At 73.1% G+C, this 18,293-nt stretch carries 12 protein-coding genes; 7 read left to right on the forward strand and 5 right to left on the reverse strand.

Annotated features, from left to right (window positions below; genetic code table 11):
* Positions 1-201 precede the first annotated feature (201 nt).
* Positions 202-411: a DUF397 domain-containing protein gene (locus ACZ7LU_RS34565; RefSeq protein WP_398303242.1), complete on the forward strand. Its 210-nt coding sequence runs from the start codon at positions 202-204 to the stop codon at positions 409-411.
* Between the two features lie 194 nt (positions 412-605).
* On the opposite strand, the gene ACZ7LU_RS34570 is transcribed toward ACZ7LU_RS34565, so the two are convergent.
* Positions 606-1,445 (reverse strand): hypothetical protein, encoded by an 840-nt coding sequence (locus ACZ7LU_RS34570; RefSeq protein ID WP_471918989.1) that lies wholly within the window; start codon positions 1,443-1,445, stop codon positions 606-608.
* 109 nt (positions 1,446-1,554) lie between these two features.
* Here ACZ7LU_RS34570 and ACZ7LU_RS34575 point away from each other — a divergent pair, with 109 nt between their 5' ends.
* Positions 1,555-2,349: an SDR family oxidoreductase gene (locus ACZ7LU_RS34575; protein WP_471918990.1), complete on the forward strand. Its 795-nt coding sequence runs from the start codon at positions 1,555-1,557 to the stop codon at positions 2,347-2,349.
* 290 nt (positions 2,350-2,639) lie between these two features.
* On the forward strand, positions 2,640-4,220 hold the full coding sequence (locus tag ACZ7LU_RS34580) for a sodium:solute symporter family protein (RefSeq protein ID WP_471918991.1): 1,581 nt from the start codon (positions 2,640-2,642) through the stop codon (positions 4,218-4,220).
* A 282-nt stretch (positions 4,221-4,502) separates the two neighbouring features.
* Here ACZ7LU_RS34580 and ACZ7LU_RS34585 read toward each other — a convergent pair whose 3' ends face one another.
* On the reverse strand, positions 4,503-6,002 hold the full coding sequence (locus ACZ7LU_RS34585) for an MFS transporter (RefSeq protein ID WP_471918992.1): 1,500 nt from the start codon (positions 6,000-6,002) through the stop codon (positions 4,503-4,505).
* A gap of 150 nt (positions 6,003-6,152) precedes the next feature.
* Here ACZ7LU_RS34585 and ACZ7LU_RS34590 point away from each other — a divergent pair, with 150 nt between their 5' ends.
* Positions 6,153-6,581, forward strand: a complete 429-nt coding sequence (locus ACZ7LU_RS34590; RefSeq protein WP_398303232.1) for a MarR family winged helix-turn-helix transcriptional regulator — start codon at positions 6,153-6,155, stop codon at positions 6,579-6,581.
* Positions 6,582-6,597: 16 nt separating this feature from the next.
* On the opposite strand, the gene ACZ7LU_RS34595 is transcribed toward ACZ7LU_RS34590, so the two are convergent.
* The 3 genes from ACZ7LU_RS34595 to ACZ7LU_RS34605 all read right to left on the reverse strand — a co-directional run bounded on the left by ACZ7LU_RS34595 (position 6,598) and on the right by ACZ7LU_RS34605 (position 13,745).
* Positions 6,598-7,716, reverse strand: a complete 1,119-nt coding sequence (locus ACZ7LU_RS34595; protein ID WP_398303230.1) for an ADP-ribosylglycohydrolase family protein — start codon at positions 7,714-7,716, stop codon at positions 6,598-6,600.
* 187 nt (positions 7,717-7,903) lie between these two features.
* Positions 7,904-11,299, reverse strand: coding sequence for a tetratricopeptide repeat protein (locus ACZ7LU_RS34600; RefSeq protein WP_471918993.1), 3,396 nt, complete (start codon positions 11,297-11,299; stop codon positions 7,904-7,906).
* 49 nt (positions 11,300-11,348) lie between these two features.
* Positions 11,349-13,745, reverse strand: a complete 2,397-nt coding sequence (locus ACZ7LU_RS34605; protein ID WP_471918994.1) for a tetratricopeptide repeat protein — start codon at positions 13,743-13,745, stop codon at positions 11,349-11,351.
* 182 nt (positions 13,746-13,927) lie between these two features.
* Between ACZ7LU_RS34605 and ACZ7LU_RS34610 the strand changes: the two genes are divergently transcribed.
* The 3 genes from ACZ7LU_RS34610 to ACZ7LU_RS34620 all read left to right on the forward strand — a co-directional run bounded on the left by ACZ7LU_RS34610 (position 13,928) and on the right by ACZ7LU_RS34620 (position 18,277).
* The gene (locus tag ACZ7LU_RS34610; RefSeq protein ID WP_471918995.1) at positions 13,928-15,358 is read left to right on the forward strand and encodes an FG-GAP-like repeat-containing protein; all 1,431 of its coding nucleotides are present in this window, start codon (positions 13,928-13,930) and stop codon (positions 15,356-15,358) included.
* Between the two features lie 79 nt (positions 15,359-15,437).
* Positions 15,438-16,844 (forward strand): FG-GAP-like repeat-containing protein, encoded by a 1,407-nt coding sequence (locus tag ACZ7LU_RS34615; RefSeq protein WP_471918996.1) that lies wholly within the window; start codon positions 15,438-15,440, stop codon positions 16,842-16,844.
* Positions 16,845-16,858: 14 nt separating this feature from the next.
* Positions 16,859-18,277 (forward strand): FG-GAP and VCBS repeat-containing protein, encoded by a 1,419-nt coding sequence (locus tag ACZ7LU_RS34620; protein WP_471919090.1) that lies wholly within the window; start codon positions 16,859-16,861, stop codon positions 18,275-18,277.
* Positions 18,278-18,293 lie beyond the last annotated feature (16 nt).

Genomic DNA, 18,293 nt, shown 5'->3' on the forward strand with positions numbered 1-18,293 from the left:
GAGGGAAGCGCCGCACGGTACACCCTGGCCCGGCCGGTGCGTAAGACCCCACTGGAATATGCCATCCGGTTGAGTGAACGATCCCTTCACGCCACGATGTTGGCGAGTAGCGTCATTCACGCCATCGAGCAAGAGCGTTGGCGCCGCCACCGCAGAGTTTGCGGCGGCAGCTACTCATCGACTGGAAAAACCGGAGCGAACATGGCGATTCAGCAAGGTACTTCGCACACGTGGGTCAAGTCCTCCTACTCCACCGGAAACGGCGCGTGCGTCGAGGTCAAGTCCCCCGTGCGGCACGGCATCTCCGTGCGCGACTCCAAGGTCGTCGAGGGCCCGGTCCTCGCCTTCCCCGCCGAGTCGTGGAACGCGTTCGTCAGCGAGGTGAGCCGGGGGGCTGCCGGGCTCGCGTGAGACGACTGCGCACACCAGCGAAGCACCAGAAGGAACAACCGCATAGGCAGTACCGCACAAGCAGTACCGCACCAGCAGTTCCGCAGTGAGCCCTCTCGACTGGCCCGCCGTCCCGGCCGAGGGGGCTCGGCTCTGCCCCCGGCCGGCGTCCGGTCCGCGTCCGGTCCGGCGCGGGGCTCCGGTGCGGGACCCCGTCAGCGCAGCGCGTCGACGTAGGTGTCCGTGCCCGGCACCGTCGGAATGAACGGCGCGACCAGCTCCACCCGCCCGAGCCCCGACTCCGCCACCGCCTCGTCGCGCCCGGTGAAGCGCGCCTCCCAGCACTCCCGCGGGTCCTCCGCCAGGAACCACAGCAGCGTCAGCCGGGTGTCCACGCCCTCGACCTGTTTCACGTACGTCATGCGGTCCCCCGGCAGCGGCGTCGGCCGGAACAGCGTGACCATCGCGGCGGGCGAGCCGGCGAGGGCGCGCGGCAGGTGCCGGGACCGCAGCCACTCCAGCAGTTCGGCCCGCTCCTGCGGCCCTTCGGCGTCGATGACTTCGAGGACGAGGCCGCGGTACGGATGGTCGAGCGCGTGGAAGTCGCGCGGTCCCGCCGCGCCGTCCCGGTAGACGGTCGCCTCGTGGTCCTGGAAGGCGGTGAAGACGTGCGTGCGGTCCTGGTAGACCCGGCCGTCGCGGTTGAGCCGCTTGTTGATGCCGACGGTCCACTTCATGTGGTCGTCGTAGCGGCCGTCCGTCACCCAGTACGTGGAGAGGTAGCACCCCGCGGTGACCGGCTCGGCCACCGCTGACTTGGCGGGGTAGCGCAGGAGCTGGAGCTCGCGCGTGGCCACCCAGCGGCGCCCCGCGTACATCCAGGGCATGGCCATCGCGCCGGCGTAGTAGTGGTCGTCCTCGTACCAGCGGTTGTACGCGAACTCGTGCCCCGGGTGCGGTTCGACCATGGTGATCAGGGCGTGCCCCGGGTGCACGCCGTAGGGTCCGACGGCGGCCAGCTCGGCGTAGACGTCGCTCCGGGTCTCCTCGCTCATGCCTCTCCCTGCCTTCCTCTTCGGACCTCTTCCGTTCTCTTCCGTCCTCCGGCGTGCGCCCATACTCTGACGCCCCGTCAGTAAAACCGCCAGAGCCGGGAGGCGCCCCATGCCGTCGTCGCTCCTCGAAGGGAAGACCGTCGTCGTCTCGGGCGTCGGCGCCGGGCTCGGCCACCAGGTCGCGGCGGCCGTCGTGCGCGACGGCGGAAACGCCGTGCTCGGGGCGCGCACGGAGGCGAACCTCGCCAAGTGCGCCGCGGAGGTCGACCCGGAGGGCGCGCACACCGCGTACCGGGCGACGGACATCACCGACGAGCGGCAGTGCGAGGCTCTCGCGGCGCTGGCCCGCGACCGGTTCGGCGGGATCGACGCGGTGGTCCATGTCGCCGCCTGGGACAGCCACTTCGGCGGACTGGAGGACGCGGACTTCGTCACCTGGCAGCAGGTCCTCGACGTCAATCTGCTGGGCACCCTGCGCATGACGCGTGCCTGCCTGGGCGCGCTCCGGGAGCGGCGGGGCGGTTCGGTGGTCATCATCGGCACGCAGTCGGCGATCGCGGCGCCCTCACAGGTTCGGCAGGCCGCGTACGCGGCGTCGAAGGGGGCGCTGACCTCGGCGATGTACTCGCTGGCGCGGGAAGTGGGCCCGGACCGGATCCGGGTCAACACGGTGCTGCCGGGATGGATGTGGGGGCCGCCGGTGGAGGCGTACGTGCGGTTCGCCTCGCAGAGCGAGGGGGTCTCCGAGGCGGAGGTCCGGGGGCGGCTCGTCTCCCGGATGGCGCTTCCGGATCTGGCGACGGACGGGGATGTCGCGGACGCGGTGGTCTTCCTTGCGTCCGATCGGGCTCGGGCCATCACGGGGCAGTCGCTGTTGGTCAATGCGGGGGAGATCATGCGGTAGGGCTCTTTGCCTGCGGGTCCGCTTGGGCTGGTCGCGCCCACGCGGTGGAACCGCACATGTAACAGCCTCGCGCCCCTTAAAAGGGCCCCTTAAGGGGGCCCCTTTTGCATGCCCGGGCGCCTTACCTCTCCACATACGTGAACGAGGATCAGCTAACCGAACGATTTTACTTGCCCTTGACCTTCCGTACCGTTGTCGCCGCCGGGCCCCCGAACCCACGATGAGCGGGCACTTCTGGGCCGCTCTCGTCGTCATCGGCCCGTTCACCAGGCGGACCCCTGGAGGGCCATATGAACAGTCTCGACTGGGCCGTGCTCATCGGCTACTTCGGCGTGATGGTCGCGATCGGCGTCTGGTCCCACAAGCGGGTCGACAACGTCAGCGACTTCTTCACCGCCGGCGGCAAGATGCCCTGGTGGCTGTCCGGCATCTCGCACCACATGTCGGGCTACAGCGCGGTGATGTTCACCGGGTACGCGGGCATCGCGTACACCTACGGCGTGACGTCCTTCGTCACCTGGTCCTTCCCGATCGCGCTCGGCATCGCCATCGGCGCGCGGCTCTTCGCTCCCCGTATCAACCGGCTGCGCTCGCGGCTGCACGTCGCCTCCCCGCTGGAGTATCTGAAGAACCGCTACGACCTCAAGACCCAGCAGGCGCTTGCCTGGTCCGGCATGCTGCTGAAGATCGTGGACGTGGGCGCGAAGTGGGCCGCCATCGCGACGCTGCTCTCCGTCTTCACCGGCGTCTCCCTCAACCAGGGCATCCTCATCACCGGCGTGATCACGGCGATCTACTGCACCATCGGCGGGCTGTGGGCCGACGCACTCACCGAGCTGGGGCAGTTCGTGATCCAGCTCCTGGCCGGCATCGCGATGTTCGTCGCCGTGGTGATGGAACTGAACGACATGGGCATCGGTTTCTTCGGCGCCTGGGACGAGCCGGCGCTGCAGGGCCACGAGAAGCCGCTCGTCGGCCCGTACGGCACGGTGTTCCTGCTCGCGTTCCTCTTCATCAAGCTCTTCGAGTACAACGGCGGCATGCTCAACCAGGCGCAGCGCTACATGGCGACCGCCAACGCGAAGGAGGCCGCTCGCTCGGCCAAGCTCTCGGCGATTCTCTGGCTGGTCTGGCCCGTGGTGCTGTTCTTCCCCATGTGGATGTCGCCGCTCCTGGTGGAGTCGGAGAAGGCCGACGGCTCGGACTCGTATGGCCTGATGACCGAACAGCTGCTGCCGCACGGGCTGTTGGGGCTGGTCATCGTCGGCTTCTTCTCGCACACCATGGCCATGTGCTCCTCCGACGCGAACGCCATCGCGGCCGTGTTCACGCGGGACTGCGCGCCGGTGGTTTCGGCGAGGGCGCGCGCCTGGAACGAGCGTTCCGGGCTGATCGCGGCGCGGGTCACGACGGTGGTGTTCCTCGGGCTGTCCATGGCGGCGGCGACGCAGGTCAATTCGCCCGCGTTCGGGGACATCATCACTGTCGTGATCAAGTGGGTCGCCGGGCTGATGGGTCCGATGGCGATCCCGATGATGCTGGGCCTTCTGCGGCCGTTCCGCCGCTCCGGTCCGACGGCGGCGCTCACGAGCTGGTCTCTCGGCCTGCTCGCCTTCTGGCTGGTCAACTACCCGATCAGCTGGAACATCGACGGTGGTGTGCCGCTCCAGTACCAGGTGTCCATCCCCTTGGCGGTGTCCCTGGTCCTCTACATCCTCATCGGCTACCTCAAGCCGGAGGACACGCCTGAGCGGGGTGCGCTCATCGAGCGCATCAACACGGACGACGACGGCGGATCGCCGGGGGCGGCCGCCGTGCCCACTCCTGCGGAGCCGCGGGACGGCGCGGTGGCGGCGCCGTCCACGGACTGACGCCCGCGTCAGGGGGGGGCGCCCCGTAGGGGCGCGGGGAACTGCGCGCTCAGCCACGCAAAAAGCCGCAGCCGCCGCTGCGGGGATCCCGGCAGACGCGACTGCGGCCCGTCCTGGGTTGCTCGCGCAGTTCCCCGCGCCCCTGAAGGACCCTCCGCCCCCGGGCACGTTCCAGCGCCGCCCGCGCAGGGGCGCCCCCAAAGGGGCGCGGGGAACCCGGCAGTTGCGGCTGCGGCTTTGTTGTGGTTGCTCGCGCCGTTCCCCGCGCCCCTTGAGGGGCGATCAGACCCCGGCGCGTTCCGGGGCCGCCGCCGGAGAGGTGGACTCTGCGAGCTTTCGCAGGGGCTGGGTGCGCGGGGCGTGGTGGCGGGTGAGGCCGGCCAGGGCCACCGCGACGACCAGGACGAACGCCGCGCCGGCGATGGCGAAGCTCAGGGTGAACTGGCTTTCCTGCGGGAGCGCGGGCATCCCGGCCGGCAACGCGATCGTCTTCGACGCGAGCAGCGACGTGATCATCGCGCTGGCGACGGCGCTGCCGACGGAGCGGGAGATGGAGTTGATGCCGTTGGCGATGCCCGTCTGGTGGGCCGGGACGCTGGCGACGATGAGCGCGGGCATCGAGGCGTAACCGAAGCTGATGGCCAGGCCGATGACCATGCCCGCCCCGATGACGGAGGCACTGGTGCCGTGCGCCAGGGTCAGCCAGGCGAAGCCGGCGACGCCGAACGCGGCGCCGACGGCGAGCGTGACGCGGGCCCCGATGCGGCGGACCAGGATGCCGCCGAACTGCGCGGCGACGAGCGAGACGACCGTGGTCGGCAGGAGGTAGACGACGGAGGCGTCGAGCACCGAGGCGCCGAACCCGTACCCGGCCAGCTCCTCCGGCATCTGGACGAGGTACGAGACGCCGATGAACTGGGCGAACATCGCGAAGCCGAGCAGCAGTCCGGCCAGGTTGGTGAAGAGGACCGGGCGGTGGGCGAACATCTTCATGTCGACCATCGGCTCCTTGACCTTCAGCTCGGCAAGGACCCACACGACGGCCATGACGACCGCGCCCGCGAAGGCGCCGAGGGTGCGGCCGGAGGTCCAGCCCCACTCGTGGCCCTGCGAGATCGGCAGGAGGAGCAGGACGAGCAGCAGTGCCAGCGTGCCCGCGCCCAGCCAGTCGGTGCGGCCGCCGGTCTTCGAGCGTGAGGCGGGGACCACGGTCACCACGCCGATGAGGGCCACCACGGCGAGTACGACCGCGAGCCAGAACACGCGGTGGTAGTCGGGGTCGGACCCCTGGGTCAGCAGGCCGGCGCCCACCAGGGCGAGGCCGCTGCCGAACGCGAGGGTGCCGCTGACCAGCGCCATGGCGCCGGGCAGCTTGGCCGGCCTGATCTCCTCGCGGAGCACGGAGAGCGCGAGCGGGAAGATCGCGGTGGCGGCGCCCTGCATGACCCGGCCGACGATGAGCCAGGTCAGGGAGGTCGTGGTGGCGGCGAGCACGGAGCCCGCGATCATCACGAGGAGCACGCCGACGAGAGTCGGCTTCTTGCCGTGCTGGTCACCGAAGCGGCCGAGCAGCGGGGTGAAGACGGCGGCGGAGAGCAGGGTGGCGGTGGTCACCCAGCTGACGCCTGACGTGGTGGCGTCCAGGTCGTGCTGGATGATCGACAGGATCGGGACGACCAGCGTCTGCATCATCGAGACGACCATGGCGGCGAGGCCGAGCACCAGGACGAGGGCGGTCTGCCCGGTGGGTTTCGGCGGGGCCGCGTGGTGTGCGTGGGACACGGTGACTTCTTCTCTCCGACTGCTCGGCCAGGGGCCCGGCCGGCTGCTCAACTACTTAAGAATCTCGATACTTGAGTACGTCAAGTAACGTATAAGAAGGTAAGCCTCAATATTTGAGATCGTCAAGTTTCATGGCGTAAGGTGGCTCACATGTCTGGAACTCCCCGCGTCGACACGGCTCAGCTCATGGAGCTGCTTGCGGTCTCCCTCGGCACCTATTACGGAGACTTCACGGAGGCGGCGGCGCGTGAGAACCTCACCGCGAGCCAGGGCAAGACGCTGAGCGTGCTGCGCCGGCGGCCCGCCGCGATGCGGGAGCTGGCCCGGACGCTGTCCTGCGACGCCTCGAACGTGACGGGGATCATCGACCGCCTGGAGAAGCGCGGCCTGGTGCACCGGGAGCCGAGCCCCACGGACCGCCGCGTGAAGAACGTGGTCCTGACCCCCGAGGGCGAGCGTGCCGTCGACGCGATCCGCGCCAACATGCACACCACGCAGGCCGGCCTCGCCGCGCTGGACGACACCGAGCGCGCCACCCTCCACGACCTGCTGAGCCGCACCTTCGAGGCCGGTCAGTAGTCCTGCGGCCCCCGGGTCACGCCCGCGGGTAGCGCGCCAGCCAGCCCGGCGACGAGAGCGCGGGCCCGTGCAGCGCGGGGCCCTGGGTCATCTCCATCGCGAAGTCGTCCGCCAGCTCCAGGATCGTGGGCCGGCCCTCCAGCTCCGTGAGCCACCCCGGCGGCAGCGCGGTCTCCCCGTGCAGCGCGCCGAGCAGCGCCCCGCACAGTGCGCCGCAGGCCGCCGAAGGACCGCCGTGGTTGACGGCGAGCCGCAGCCCGTGCCGGATGTCCTCGCCGACCAGGGCGCAGTACACGGCGCCGGCCAGCACCCCCTCGGCCGTGCCGTCCGCCAGCAGCTCCGTCACGCGCGCGGGCGTCGGCATGCCCTGCCGCACGGCGCCCAGCGCGTGCCGGAGCGCGTCCGTGACGGGCAGGTGTCCCGGGCGGGTGGCGAGGAGCGCGAGGCACCGCTGGATCGCTCCGTCGAGGGACTCCCCGCGGGCGAGCCCGTGCACGATGACGGTGTGGGCGCCCGCCGCGAGGTAGGCGGTGGGGTGGCCGTGCGTCTGGGCGGCGCCCTCGACGGCGAGCTGCAGCACGAGCTGTGGGTCCCAGCCGACGAGGAGGCCGATGGGCGCGGATCTGACGGCGGCCTCGGCGCCGCGCTCCTCGGGGTTCTTGGGGGCGTCGAGGGTGCCCATGGTCGCGTCGCCGAGTCCGACGAGGCAGGCGCGGGACGGGTCGCGCCGCGAGTACAGCCACTCCTCGCGGGCCAGCCAGCCGTCCTCCTTGCGCCGTTCGTCCGGGCCCCAGTCGCTCTGGGTGGCGGCCCAGCGGCGGTAGGCGCGGTGCAGGTCGGTCGGCGGGTGCCAGGCGCCGGTGTCGCGCCGCACCTGGGCGCGTATGAGCCCGTCGACGGTGAAGAGGGTGAGCTGGGTGACCGCGGTGACGGCACCGCGGCGGCCGTGCGCGGGGGCCGGCTCGGTGAGCCCGTCGGCGCCGTGCGCCTCGCGGATCGCGTCGAGGGAGAGCCCGTCGACGGGCGCGCCCAGGGCGTCGCCGACGGCGGCCCCGAGGAGCGTGCCGCGCACCCGGCTGCGGAAGTCCTGCTGCTCGGCGCGGCCCCAGACACCGGTGGCTGCTGCGGTACCCACGCGGGTCTCCCTCCCTGCGGTGACGTGCGGTGACGTCCCTCGTCGCGCCTCGAGCGTCGCGCCTCGACCGGTTGCGACTGCGCAGCACTGTAATCGAACAGGAACGGTCGCTTCAGGCACCAAGTGGTATGCGAGGAGTCACCCTTGAGGTCGCTTTTGAGCGACGTTCACGCGAGCTTCGCAGCCGCTACGGAACCCCGGTGTTCCCGGCGCCGACGGCCGCGGTGCGGGCGGTTTCCGCGTGCCGAGCCTGGAAGGCGTCCCGCGCTGCGGTGAGGCGGGCGAGGCGGGGTGCCAGGCGGGTGGGGTCGACGGCCGGGGACAGGGAGAGATTCAGCAGGTGGGAGACCATCTCGGCCAGGTCGTCCCACTCCAGCTCCGGCAGGACCGGGCCGAGGACGCGGGCGAGGCGGGTGTCCGCCGTGGCCCAGTCGCCCCTGGCCATCGCGGCCAGGGCGTGGCCGTAGTCCCGCCAGGCCGGGTCCGCGGCCGGGGTCTCGACCAGTTCGGTGAACCTGTGCCACAGGGGCCCGGCGGCGGCCGTGTCCCCGGCACAGGTCTCCACGACGGCGAGCAGCACCGTGCCGACCTCGTCGTCGACCGCGCGCAGGCGCCGCGCGGCCGCGCGGGCGGGCGCCCACAGGCCCGCCCGGCAGTACACCTGCGCCCGCTCCTCCGCGCCGTCGTCTTCACCCGTGTCCCCGCTCGTCTCCCCGCTCACCGCCTCGGGCGGCAGCGCGGCGAGCGCCCCGGTCACGTCGCCCAGCCACAGGTGCAGTTCGGCGGTCCGCAGGCGGGCCCACGTCGCGTCCTCGCCCTTCTCGGCGTAGGTGGCGAGGTCGGCCAGGGCCCGGTCGGTCCTGCCGGTGGCCAGCGCGAGTCTGATCCGGGAGAACAGGGCCCAGGTGAAGCCCGGGTCCAGCTCGACGGCACGGTCCAGGGCGGCGAACGCCTCATCGTAGCGCCGCAGGCGGTGCAGGGTGACGCCCCGGCGGCAGAGCGCCGCCCCGTACACGGGGTCCAGTTCGAGCGCCCGGTCCAGGTCGACGAGGGCCTGTTCGTACCGCTTGAGGGCGAAGAGCGTCTCGGCGCGGCGGTAGTGCATCCAGTCGGAGTCGGGGGACAGTTCGAGCGCCCGGTCCTCGTCCGCGAGGGCCCGCTCGTACTCCCCCATGTCGTGCAGCAGCATGCCGCGGCGGGCCCGCACCCAGGCGTGGTCCGGGTCGTGCTCCACGACCGTGTCGAGGTCGGCGAGCGCCTCGGGGAGCCGGCCCACATGGTGCCGGGACACGCCGCGGCCCGCGTACGCCGACCAGTTCTCGGCGTCGAGTTCGATCGCCCTGTCGTAGTCCGCCAGGGAGTCCCGCTGACGGCCCGCCGAGCGGAGGACGTCGGCCCGGCTCCAGACGACCCAGCTCGATTCGGGGCTCAGTTCGACGGCGCGGTCGCAGTCCGCGACGGCCTGGTCGTACTCGTCGCGGTGGGCCCGCACGGCGGCCCGGAAGACCAGCGCCCACGCGTAGTCCGGCATGAGCCGCAGGGCGCGGTCGAGGTCGGCCAGGGCCTCCTCGTGCCGCCCCAGCGCGTAGTGAGCGGTGCCCCTGCTGCCCAGCGCCTCCCCGTCCGACGGGTCGAGCTCCAGCGCGCGGTCCAGGTCCTGGACGGCCTCTTCGAAGCGGCTCAGGACACGGCGGACCTCGCCCCGCATCGCGTAGTTCCTGGCGTCCTGCGGCGCGAGCTCCACCGCACGGTCGAGGGCGGCGAGAGCGGCCTCCTCCTCGTCCATGTACCAGTAGGTGACACCCTTTCCGTAGTACGCCCGCTCCTGCTCGGGATCCAGGGCGATGGCCCGGTCGTACTCGGCGAGCGCCTCGGCGTGCGCGCCGCTCTCCCGCAGGTCACGGCCCCGGACCAGCCGCGCGAACGCCTCGTCCCGGGCGTCGAACCCCGCACGCTCGACGAGGAGTTGCAGGGCGGCGGGGCCGCCGCCGTCCGCCAGCGCCCGCAGCAGGTCGCGGCCCCACGCCCCGACCGGCGCGGACTCCGTGTCCTCGCCCGCGTCCACGAGCAGCTGCGCCCACCGCCTGGCCACCGCCGCGTCCGCGTCGCACGCGTCGACGACGTCCCGCAGGACGACCGGGAGCGCGCTGCGGGGCGCCCCGCACAGCAGGTGGTACGACTCCGCGAGCCGCAGCTCACGCCACTGCTCGTCGCCCCAGCACTCGTGCGGCGTGGGGCCGGGCTCGGCCTCCGCGCGCCAGCCCGCGTACGTCTGTGCGAGCAGGCCGTGCAGTTCGGCCCAGCCGCGCGGCGACCGGTGCCGCTGCAGGCGCAGCATCGGCGCGCGCACCACGTCGTGGTACTGCAGCCGGTCGCCCCGGTCGCTCACGAACGGCAGGCTCCGCAGCCAGGCGAAGACGCCCGGCACGTCCGCCGCCGGGCACACGCCGTCGACCGCCGCCGCGACCACGTCCGCGTCGAGCCGCCTCGGCAGCGCGCACGCCAGGGCGGCGGCGCGGCGCACCGGGTCCTGCTCCCACTTCAGGAAGCGCTCCACGGCCGTCGCGCTCGGGTCGCCCACGTCGTCCGGGTCTGCGGGACGGTTCTCGGCGAGGGTGGAGACGAGGACGGGGAGGCCGCCCGAGAGCCGCAGGACCTCTTCGACGACCGGTTCCGCGACCACGCCCTTGCCCGCGAGGAGCCCGCGGGACTCCTCTTCGGTGAAGGGGCCGAGCGGGACGTCCGTCATGTAGTCCGCGTAGCCGCCCCAGCGTGCGGTGTCGAAGGGCTGCTGGCCCGCGGTGACCACGACGACCTTGGCGGGCAGCGCGCCGTGCCGCTCCGTCGTCATCACCTCGTGCAGCCAGCCGTCGAGGAACGGCGCCGTCCGTTCGTACGTGTCGAAGAACAGGACGATCCACGGCACCGACTTCGCGGCCTGCGCCAGCTCCTTCAGGAGGACCGGGGTGAGGACGCGCTCCGGGGAGAGGACCAGCTGGACGTCCTCCTGGTTGCGGAAGCGCGCGCTGAGGCCGGCCCGCAGCCGGTCAGCGCCCTGCGCGAGCTGCGCCGGGTCGACCGCCCCCGCGAGGGCGCCGACGCCGGGCACCATGCCGAGCCCGACGAGGCTCGCGCGGGCCGCCGTCAGGCCCGCCGCGGACGGGGCGGGCGGCGCCGGGGCCTCACCGGGCGGGGGCGCGACCGGCATCGAGTCCGCTTCGTGGCGGCGCTCGCGGTGGGTGGTGAGCAGCTGGTCGAGGTCCTTCGACCGGCGGCCCTGGCGGGCGAACTCGGCGCTGATCGCGGCCATCGCCTCGGGGACGCTGCTCACCCGCTCGTCGACGTACGCGGTCAGGGCGCCGCGCTCGCGGGAGAGCTGCGCCAGCTCGTGGACCAGGGACGTCTTGCCGACGCCGGCGTTGCCGTGGACGTGGAAGAGGAAGCGGTGGCGCAGGTCGGCGGGCGGCACATCGAAGTTCTCCCGGAACGCGGCCAGTTCACCGCGGCGTCCGATGAACCCGGCCCGCCCCCTGCGGCGTATCAGCTCCTGCATGGACGGCTCGTCCGCGTCGGCCGACGCCATCGGAATCCCCCCGTTCCGCACGGTCGTGTACCCCTGCCAGTCTCCCCCGTCAGCCCGCGTCCGTCCCCAGGATCCGCGCCTTCTGTTCCCGCGCCCACCCGTACTCGGGGTTGATCCGCAGCGCCTCGTCGAGGGAGGCGAGTGCCGCGTCCGTGCGGCCGAGGGCCTCCAGGGACAGGGCCCTGCTGCCCCACGCCCACGCGTAGCCGGGGTCGAGGGCGATCGCGGTGTCGTAGGCGGCGACGGCTTCCTCGTGGCGGTCCGCGAAGCGCAGTATGTCGCCCCGGTCGGCGTGGCTGCCGGGCGCGTCCGGGGCCAGTTCGTGGACGCGGTCGAGGTCGGCGAAGGCGCCCGCCAGGTCGCCGACGGACTGCCTGACGCGGGCCCTGCGGGCCAGCGCCCAGGGGTAGTCGGGCCACAGGTCGATCGCCCGGTCCAGGTCGTCGAGGGCCTCGCGGGGGCGGCCGAGCACGAACTTGACCTGGCCGCGGCTGCCCAGCGTCAGCGGCTCGCGGGGGTCGAGGGCGTGCGCGCGGTCCAGCCACGGCAGGGCCTCCTCGGGGCGGCCCATGCGGCGGTACGTCTCCCCGCGGTCCCGTGCCACCCACTCCGCGCCCGGCACCACCTCGTCGGCCGCGGCCAGGTGGTGGAGCGCCGTCTCGTACTCGCCGAGGGCGCGGTAGGTGACCGCGAGACCGTGGTGGCCCCACGGGTCTGCGGGGTCGAGGGCGACGGCACGCTCGTGGTCGACGATGGCCTCGCGCAGCCGGCCGAGGAGGAAGAGCCGCAGACCGTGCGCGTTGTACGCGGCGACGCGGCCCGCGTCGTCGAGCCCGGCGCGCGAGAGGAAGAGCTCAAGCACGCGCAGGGCGCCGAGCCGTTCGTCGGCGAGGGCCGTCCGGCAGTCGTCGGACCAGGACCGCAGCTGCTCGGCGTCCGTGTCCTCGGCGGCGTCCGCCACCGCCCGCGCCCACTCGCGGGCCACCGCCGTGTCCACGCGGCAGGCGTCGATCCCCTCGCGCAGCGCGCCGGGCAGCGCGGCGCGCGGTCCCGCGCACAGCGAGTGGTACAGCTCCTCGACGCGCAGCGCACGCCACTCCGGGCGCATCCACGGGCGGCCCGGCGCACCTCGCAGCTCCTCCTCCAGTACGGCGCGCCGTCGCGCGTACAGCTCGGCGAGCCGGGTGTGGCCCGCACTCCACAGCTCGGGCGCGGTGTTGCGGCGCAGGCGCAGCATCGGGGCGCGTACGACGTCGTGGTAGCGGGCGGTGCCCCTGCGGTCGGCGCGCACGAACGGCAGGGTGCGCAGCCAGCCGTACAGCTCGGCGGGGTCGTCGTCGCCGCGGTGCGCCGCGGCCCGCACGATCTCCTCGTCGAGGCGCCGGGGCAGCGCGCAGTCCAGGGCCGCCGCCCGCCGCACCGGGTCCGGCTCCCACCTCAGGAAGCGCTCCACGGCGGTGGCGCTCGGGTCGCCGACGTCGGCGGGCGCCGCGGGGCCGCTCTCGGCGAGCGTGGAGACGAGCACGGGGAGCCGCCCGGAGAGCCGCAGGACCTCGGCGACGACGGGCTCGTCGGTGACGCCCTTGGCGGCGAGCAGGCCGCGCGCCTCGGTCTCCGTGAAGGGCCGCAGCGGGAGTTCGGCGGCGAAGTCCGCCGCGTCGTCCCAGCGGTCCGGGTCCAGGGGGCGCTGCCCGGCGGTCACCACGACGACGTCGGCGGGGAGTTCGCCGTACCGGTCGGTCGTCATCACGTCGTACAGCCAGCGGTCGAGGAAGGGTGCCGTCCGCTCGTACGTGTCGAAGAGCAGCACGAGCCACGGCGCGACGTCGGCGGCGGCCGCCAGTTCCTCCAGGAGCACCGGGGTCAGCGCGCGCTCCGGCTCCAGGACCAGGTGCGCGTCCTCCTGGCTGCGGAAGCGGGCCCACAGCCGGTCCGCGCCGAGCCCGACGCGGTCCGTGTCGACGAGTCCGGCGAAGGCGCCCACGACCGGCACCATGCCGAGCCCGACGGCGCCCGCCCGCGCCAGCGCCGCGCCGCCCGCCGACGGCACGTCGGGCTCGGACGGTTCGCGGGAGGCGGCCAGGACGGCTTCGTGGGTCCGCTGCCGGTGGTGGGCGAGGGCGCGCTCCAGGGACTTCAACCGCCGCCCCTGCTGGGCGAATTGAGCGGCGATCTCGGCGAGGGCGCCGGGTATGTCCGGTGCCGCGTCGTCCATGTACGCGACGAACGCGCCGCGGTCCGTCGCCAGTTGCCCCAGCTCCCGCACGAGTGACGTCTTGCCGACGCCCGCCGGGCCGTGCACATGGAAGAGGAAGCGGTGCCGCTCGTCCTCCGGCGGCAGCTCGAAGTTCTCCCGGAAGAGCCGGAGCTCCTCGCGCCGCCCGACGAAGCCCGCCCGCCGTCTGCGCCGGATGAGTTCCTGCATCGACACTCTCGTCCGCGCCATCCGGTCCCTCCCGTGCTCCACGGCCCGCGGCCAGTCTCCCGCACACCCGCGCCGCGCGAGGTGAACAGCGGCCGTCGTCCGCCGAACGTCCGGATCACGTAACGGAGTTCCTGTGGTGTACAACCTCTTCTCCCGAACGCCCGTCTCCCGTTGTGTCACAGACGTTCGCCCCAGGAGGACCCGTGCCCCGCCGCACACTCATCAGCGCCATCGCCGTCGCCGCGCTGACCGCCCCGCTCGCGATCTCCGCCACCTCCGGCACCGCCGCCGCGGCCCCGCAGCCGCCCCGCACTCCGGTGACCGACTTCAACCACGACGGGTACGCCGACCTCGCGGTCGCCGCGCCCCACGGCACCGTCGACGGCGTCGAGAAGACGGGCTATGTCTCCGTTGTCTACGGCACGGCCTCCGGCCCCGGCACGGCGAAGCACCAGCTCATCAGCCGGGCCACGCCGGGCGTCCCCGGCGAGCTCGCCGGTACGTTCGCCTTCGGCTACCAGCTGATCCCCGCCGACCTGGACGGCGACGCGTACACCGACCTGCTCGTGACCGGCGGCGACGACGACGGCAACAAGGCGACCGTCCTGTGGGGCTCCAAGGACGGCCTGACCGGCAAGGACACCCTCCTGCCGTACCGGAACTCCGAGTTCGCGACGGGTGACTTCAACGGCGACGGCAAGCGCGACCTGGTCGTCAACGACACCCCGAGCACCGACCCCGACGTCTCCGGGATGACCGTCCAGTACGGCCCGTTCACCCGTGACGGCAAGCCCGCCAAGAAGGACAGCATCACCACGGACGACGGCTCCTCCGGCCTCGCCGACTTCATCACCGGCGACCTGACGGGCGACGGCGTCGACGACATCGTCACCACGCACGGCTTCGAGGAGATGACGCACGACGCCCGCTTCTGGAAGGGCGGCAGGAGCGGTGTCGGCCACACCGCCAAGTCGCTCGGCACCGCGTACAGCGGCACCGTCGGGGACGTCGACGGCGACGGGTACGGCGACCTGATCACCCGCGACATCGGCGACGTCACCGAGGTCATCGACAGCCACCCGGGCAGCATCACCATCCAGTACGGCAGCTCCACCGGGCCGACCGACGCGCGCAAGAAGGTCATCACCCAGGCCACCGCGGGCGTCCCCGGCGCCAGTGAGGAGAACGACGCGTTCGGCGCCTCCCTCAGCGCGGGCGACGTGAACGGCGACGGCAGGGCCGAGGTCGCCGTCGGCGTCCCCGGCGAGAGCCTCGACGCGAGCACCGGCACCGGCGCGGTGGTCCTGCTCAAGGGCGCCTCCAAGGCGGACGGCGGCATGACCGGCAAGGGCGCCGTCGCCTACAACCAGACCACTGCAGGAGTTCCCGGTGTCTCCGAGTCGGGCGACGACTTCGGCCGCCAGGTGGCCCTCACCGACCTGAACAAGGACGGCAAGGCCGACCTGACCGCCACGGCCCCCGGCGAGGACGGCACCTCCCCCGACTCGGGCGCGCTGTGGAACCTCTTCGGTTCCGCGAGCGGCCTGACCACCACCGGGGCGAGCACCCTCAGCCCGGTGAAGCTCGGCGCCCCCGAGAAGGACGCCAAGTTCGGTCTGCTGCTCGGCAGCTGACCCGCACCGCACAACCGAACACCGCACATCGCACATCGCACAACGAACACGGACCATTCACACGCTCTCTGGAGGACCAGTGCGCCGCTCTCTCATCGCCGCCGTGGCCGTCGCCTCGCTCGCGGCCCCGATCGCCCTCGCCACCGCGGGTTCCGCGGCGGCCGCGCCCGTACCGCCCAAGGCCCCGGTCACCGACTTCAACCACGACGGATACGCCGACCTCGCCATATCCGCGCCGGGCGGCACCGCCGGCGCCACGCCCGGCCAGGTCTCGGTCGTCTACGGCTCGGCCACGGGCCCCGACACCGCGCACGCCAAGACCATCACCCGCGGCACGCCCGGCGTGCCCGGCACCCCGGAGAACGGCGACCGGTTCGGCAACCACACGGCCGCCGCCGACCTCGACGGCGACGGCTACACCGACCTCGTCGTCAACGGCGGCGACAAGTCCGTCGTCCTGTGGGGCTCCGCCCAGGGCCTCACCGGCGAGGGCGCCACCGAGCTGGCCTCGAACGGCGCGCGCGTCACCGCGGGGGACTTCAACGGCGACGGCAAGCGGGACCTCGTCACCGCCGAGTACCCGGAGCCCGAGGACCCGATGGACAACGACGATCAGGGCATGACCATCTCGTACGGCCCGTTCAAGCGCGACGGGAAGCCCGCGAGCAGCCAGCAGGTCGTCACCAGCCAGACCTTCGGCCCCGGCGACTTCGTCGTGGGCGACCTCACGGGCGACGGCGCCGACGACATCGTCACCAGCCACGGCTTCGAGGAGATGGCGTACAAGAGCCAGTTCTGGCAGGGCGGCAAGGACGGGGTGGCCACCACCTCGCAGAAGCTCGCGCCCTCGCTCGGCGGCGCGATCGCCGACGTCGACGGGGACGGCTACGGCGACCTCGTCGTCCGCGACATCGGCGACAACTTCGAGGACATGCCGTACCAGAAGGGCACGATCCTCGTCCGGTACGGCTCGGCGGACGGACCCTCGACGCGTACCGCCAAGATCACCCAGGACACCGCGGGCGTCCCCGGCGTCGGTGAGGACGGCGACGAGTTCGGCTCCTCCATCAGCGCGGGCGACGTGAACGGCGACGGCTTCGCGGACGTCGCCGTCGGCATCCCCGGCGAGGACATCGACGCGATCGCGGACGCCGGCAGCTCCGTGCTGCTCAAGGGCTCGCGCGCCGGCCTGACCGGCACCGGCTCCCAGGCCTTCCAGCAGTCCACCGAGGGAGTGCCCGGCGCCGCCGAGAAGGGCGACAAGTTCGGCAGCCAGGTCCTGCTGTCCGACACGAACAAGGACGGCAAGGCCGACCTGACCGTGACCGCTCCGCTGGAGGACGGCGCGTACGCCGACTCGGGCGCCGCCTGGCACCTGCGCGGCGCCGCGGGCGGTCTGACCGTCACGGGCGTCACGTCCTTCGGCCCGGCGGCGATCGGCGCCAACGACAAGGGCGTCCGGTTCGGCGACCACCTGGCCCGCTGAGGAGGCCGGTGACGATGCGTACGCTGCGCCGCCGTCGCTGGTGGCCCTGGTGGACGGCGGCGCTGTGCGTGGCGCTGATCGCGGGCGCGATCGTGTTCGGCTCCGGCAGCGGGGGCGAGGACGAGGACGAGGCGCCCGCGAAGGCGCGCGGCAAGCGGATCGTCACCGACTTCGACGCGGACGGGTACGCCGACCTGGCCGTCCCCGCCCCGCTCTCCACGGTCGGGGGCGTGCGGCGCGCGGGGTCCGTCTCCGTCGTGTACGGCTCGGCGACGGGCCCCGACGTCCGCCGCCCGCAGGTCTTCGACCGCTCGGCGAAGGGCCCGGTCGGCGAACTGGCGGCGCGGGAGGAGCACTTCGGCATGGACGCCGTGGCGCGGGACCTCGACAGCGACGGCTTCACGGATCTCGCGCTCGGCCGCACCGTGCTGTGGGGCTCGCGGGACGGGCTGCGGACCGCGGGCAGGCTGCCCGCGGCCGGTGTCCGGGGCGGCGACTTCGACGGGGACGGCCACGCCGATCTGCTCGCGGCGGACCTCACCGTCCGGTACGGACCGTTCGACCGCGAGGGCAGGCCGCGCAGGACGGGCGGGAAGGCGCACGGCGACTGGGGCGACAGCGAGGTGCCCCGCACCATCACGGTCGGCGACCTCACCGGCGACGGCCGCGACGACGTCGTCACCGGCCAGGGCTTCGAGGAGATGCAGTACCCGGGCCACTTCTTCCAGGGCCGCCCGGCGGGCCTCGCCCTCGAACCGAAGAACGTGAACACCTACAACGGCGTCGGCACCGTGGGCGACGTGAACGGCGACGGGTTCGGCGACCTCGTCGTCCGCGAAGTCGGCTCCGTCTCGGAGGACGCGGTGAGCCACCTGGGCGAGATCCGCGTGCTGCACGGCTCCCCGTCGGGCCCCGGGCGCAAGGCGACCGTCATCGACCAGGAGACCGCGGGCATCCCCGGCACCGGCCTGAGCGGCGACCAGTTCGTCGCCGCGCTCGCCGCGGGCGACGTCGACGGCGACGGCCGGGCGGACGTGGCGGTCGGTGTCCCCGGCGAGGACGGCGCGGCGGGCCGCGTGGTGCTCCTGTACGGCTCCCGCACCGGCCTCACCGGTGCGGGCGCGCGCTCCTACGCCCAGGACACGCCCGGCGTCCCCGGCACCGGCGAGCGCGACGACCGCTTCGGCGGTGCGGTGCGCATCGCCGACCTGACGGGCGACCGGCGCCCCGAGCTGGTGGTGGGCGCGCCCGGCGAGGACGGCGCCCACCCTGATTCGGGGGCGGTGTGGGTGCTGCCCGGCACGCCGGCCGGCCCCGCGGTGCGGGGGGTGGCCTCCTTCGGCCCCGCGGCGCTCGGGGCGCCCGAGCGGGGCTCGGACGACGAGGATCTCAACTGGAGGGGGACGTTCTTCGGCGAGGACTTTCCTGGCTGAGGAGGCGTCTGCGGGG

The organism is Streptomyces sp. NPDC039462 (genome assembly GCF_055639375.1).

What these genes read in the sequence shown, in the direction of transcription:
- ACZ7LU_RS34575 (WP_471918990.1), top strand. Translation starts at nt 1,555, where the DNA reads ATGCCGTCGTCGCTCCTCGAAGGGAAGACCGTCGTCGTCTCGGGCGTC.
- ACZ7LU_RS34600 (WP_471918993.1), bottom strand. Translation starts at nt 11,299, where the DNA reads ATGGCGTCGGCCGACGCGGACGAGCCGTCCATGCAGGAGCTGATACGC.
- ACZ7LU_RS34570 (WP_471918989.1), bottom strand. Translation starts at nt 1,445, where the DNA reads ATGAGCGAGGAGACCCGGAGCGACGTCTACGCCGAGCTGGCCGCCGTC.
- ACZ7LU_RS34605 (WP_471918994.1), bottom strand. Translation starts at nt 13,745, where the DNA reads ATGGCGCGGACGAGAGTGTCGATGCAGGAACTCATCCGGCGCAGACGG.
- ACZ7LU_RS34590 (WP_398303232.1), top strand. Translation starts at nt 6,153, where the DNA reads ATGTCTGGAACTCCCCGCGTCGACACGGCTCAGCTCATGGAGCTGCTT.
- ACZ7LU_RS34580 (WP_471918991.1), top strand. Translation starts at nt 2,640, where the DNA reads ATGAACAGTCTCGACTGGGCCGTGCTCATCGGCTACTTCGGCGTGATG.
- ACZ7LU_RS34565 (WP_398303242.1), top strand. Translation starts at nt 202, where the DNA reads ATGGCGATTCAGCAAGGTACTTCGCACACGTGGGTCAAGTCCTCCTAC.
- ACZ7LU_RS34620 (WP_471919090.1), top strand. Translation starts at nt 16,859, where the DNA reads ATGCGTACGCTGCGCCGCCGTCGCTGGTGGCCCTGGTGGACGGCGGCG.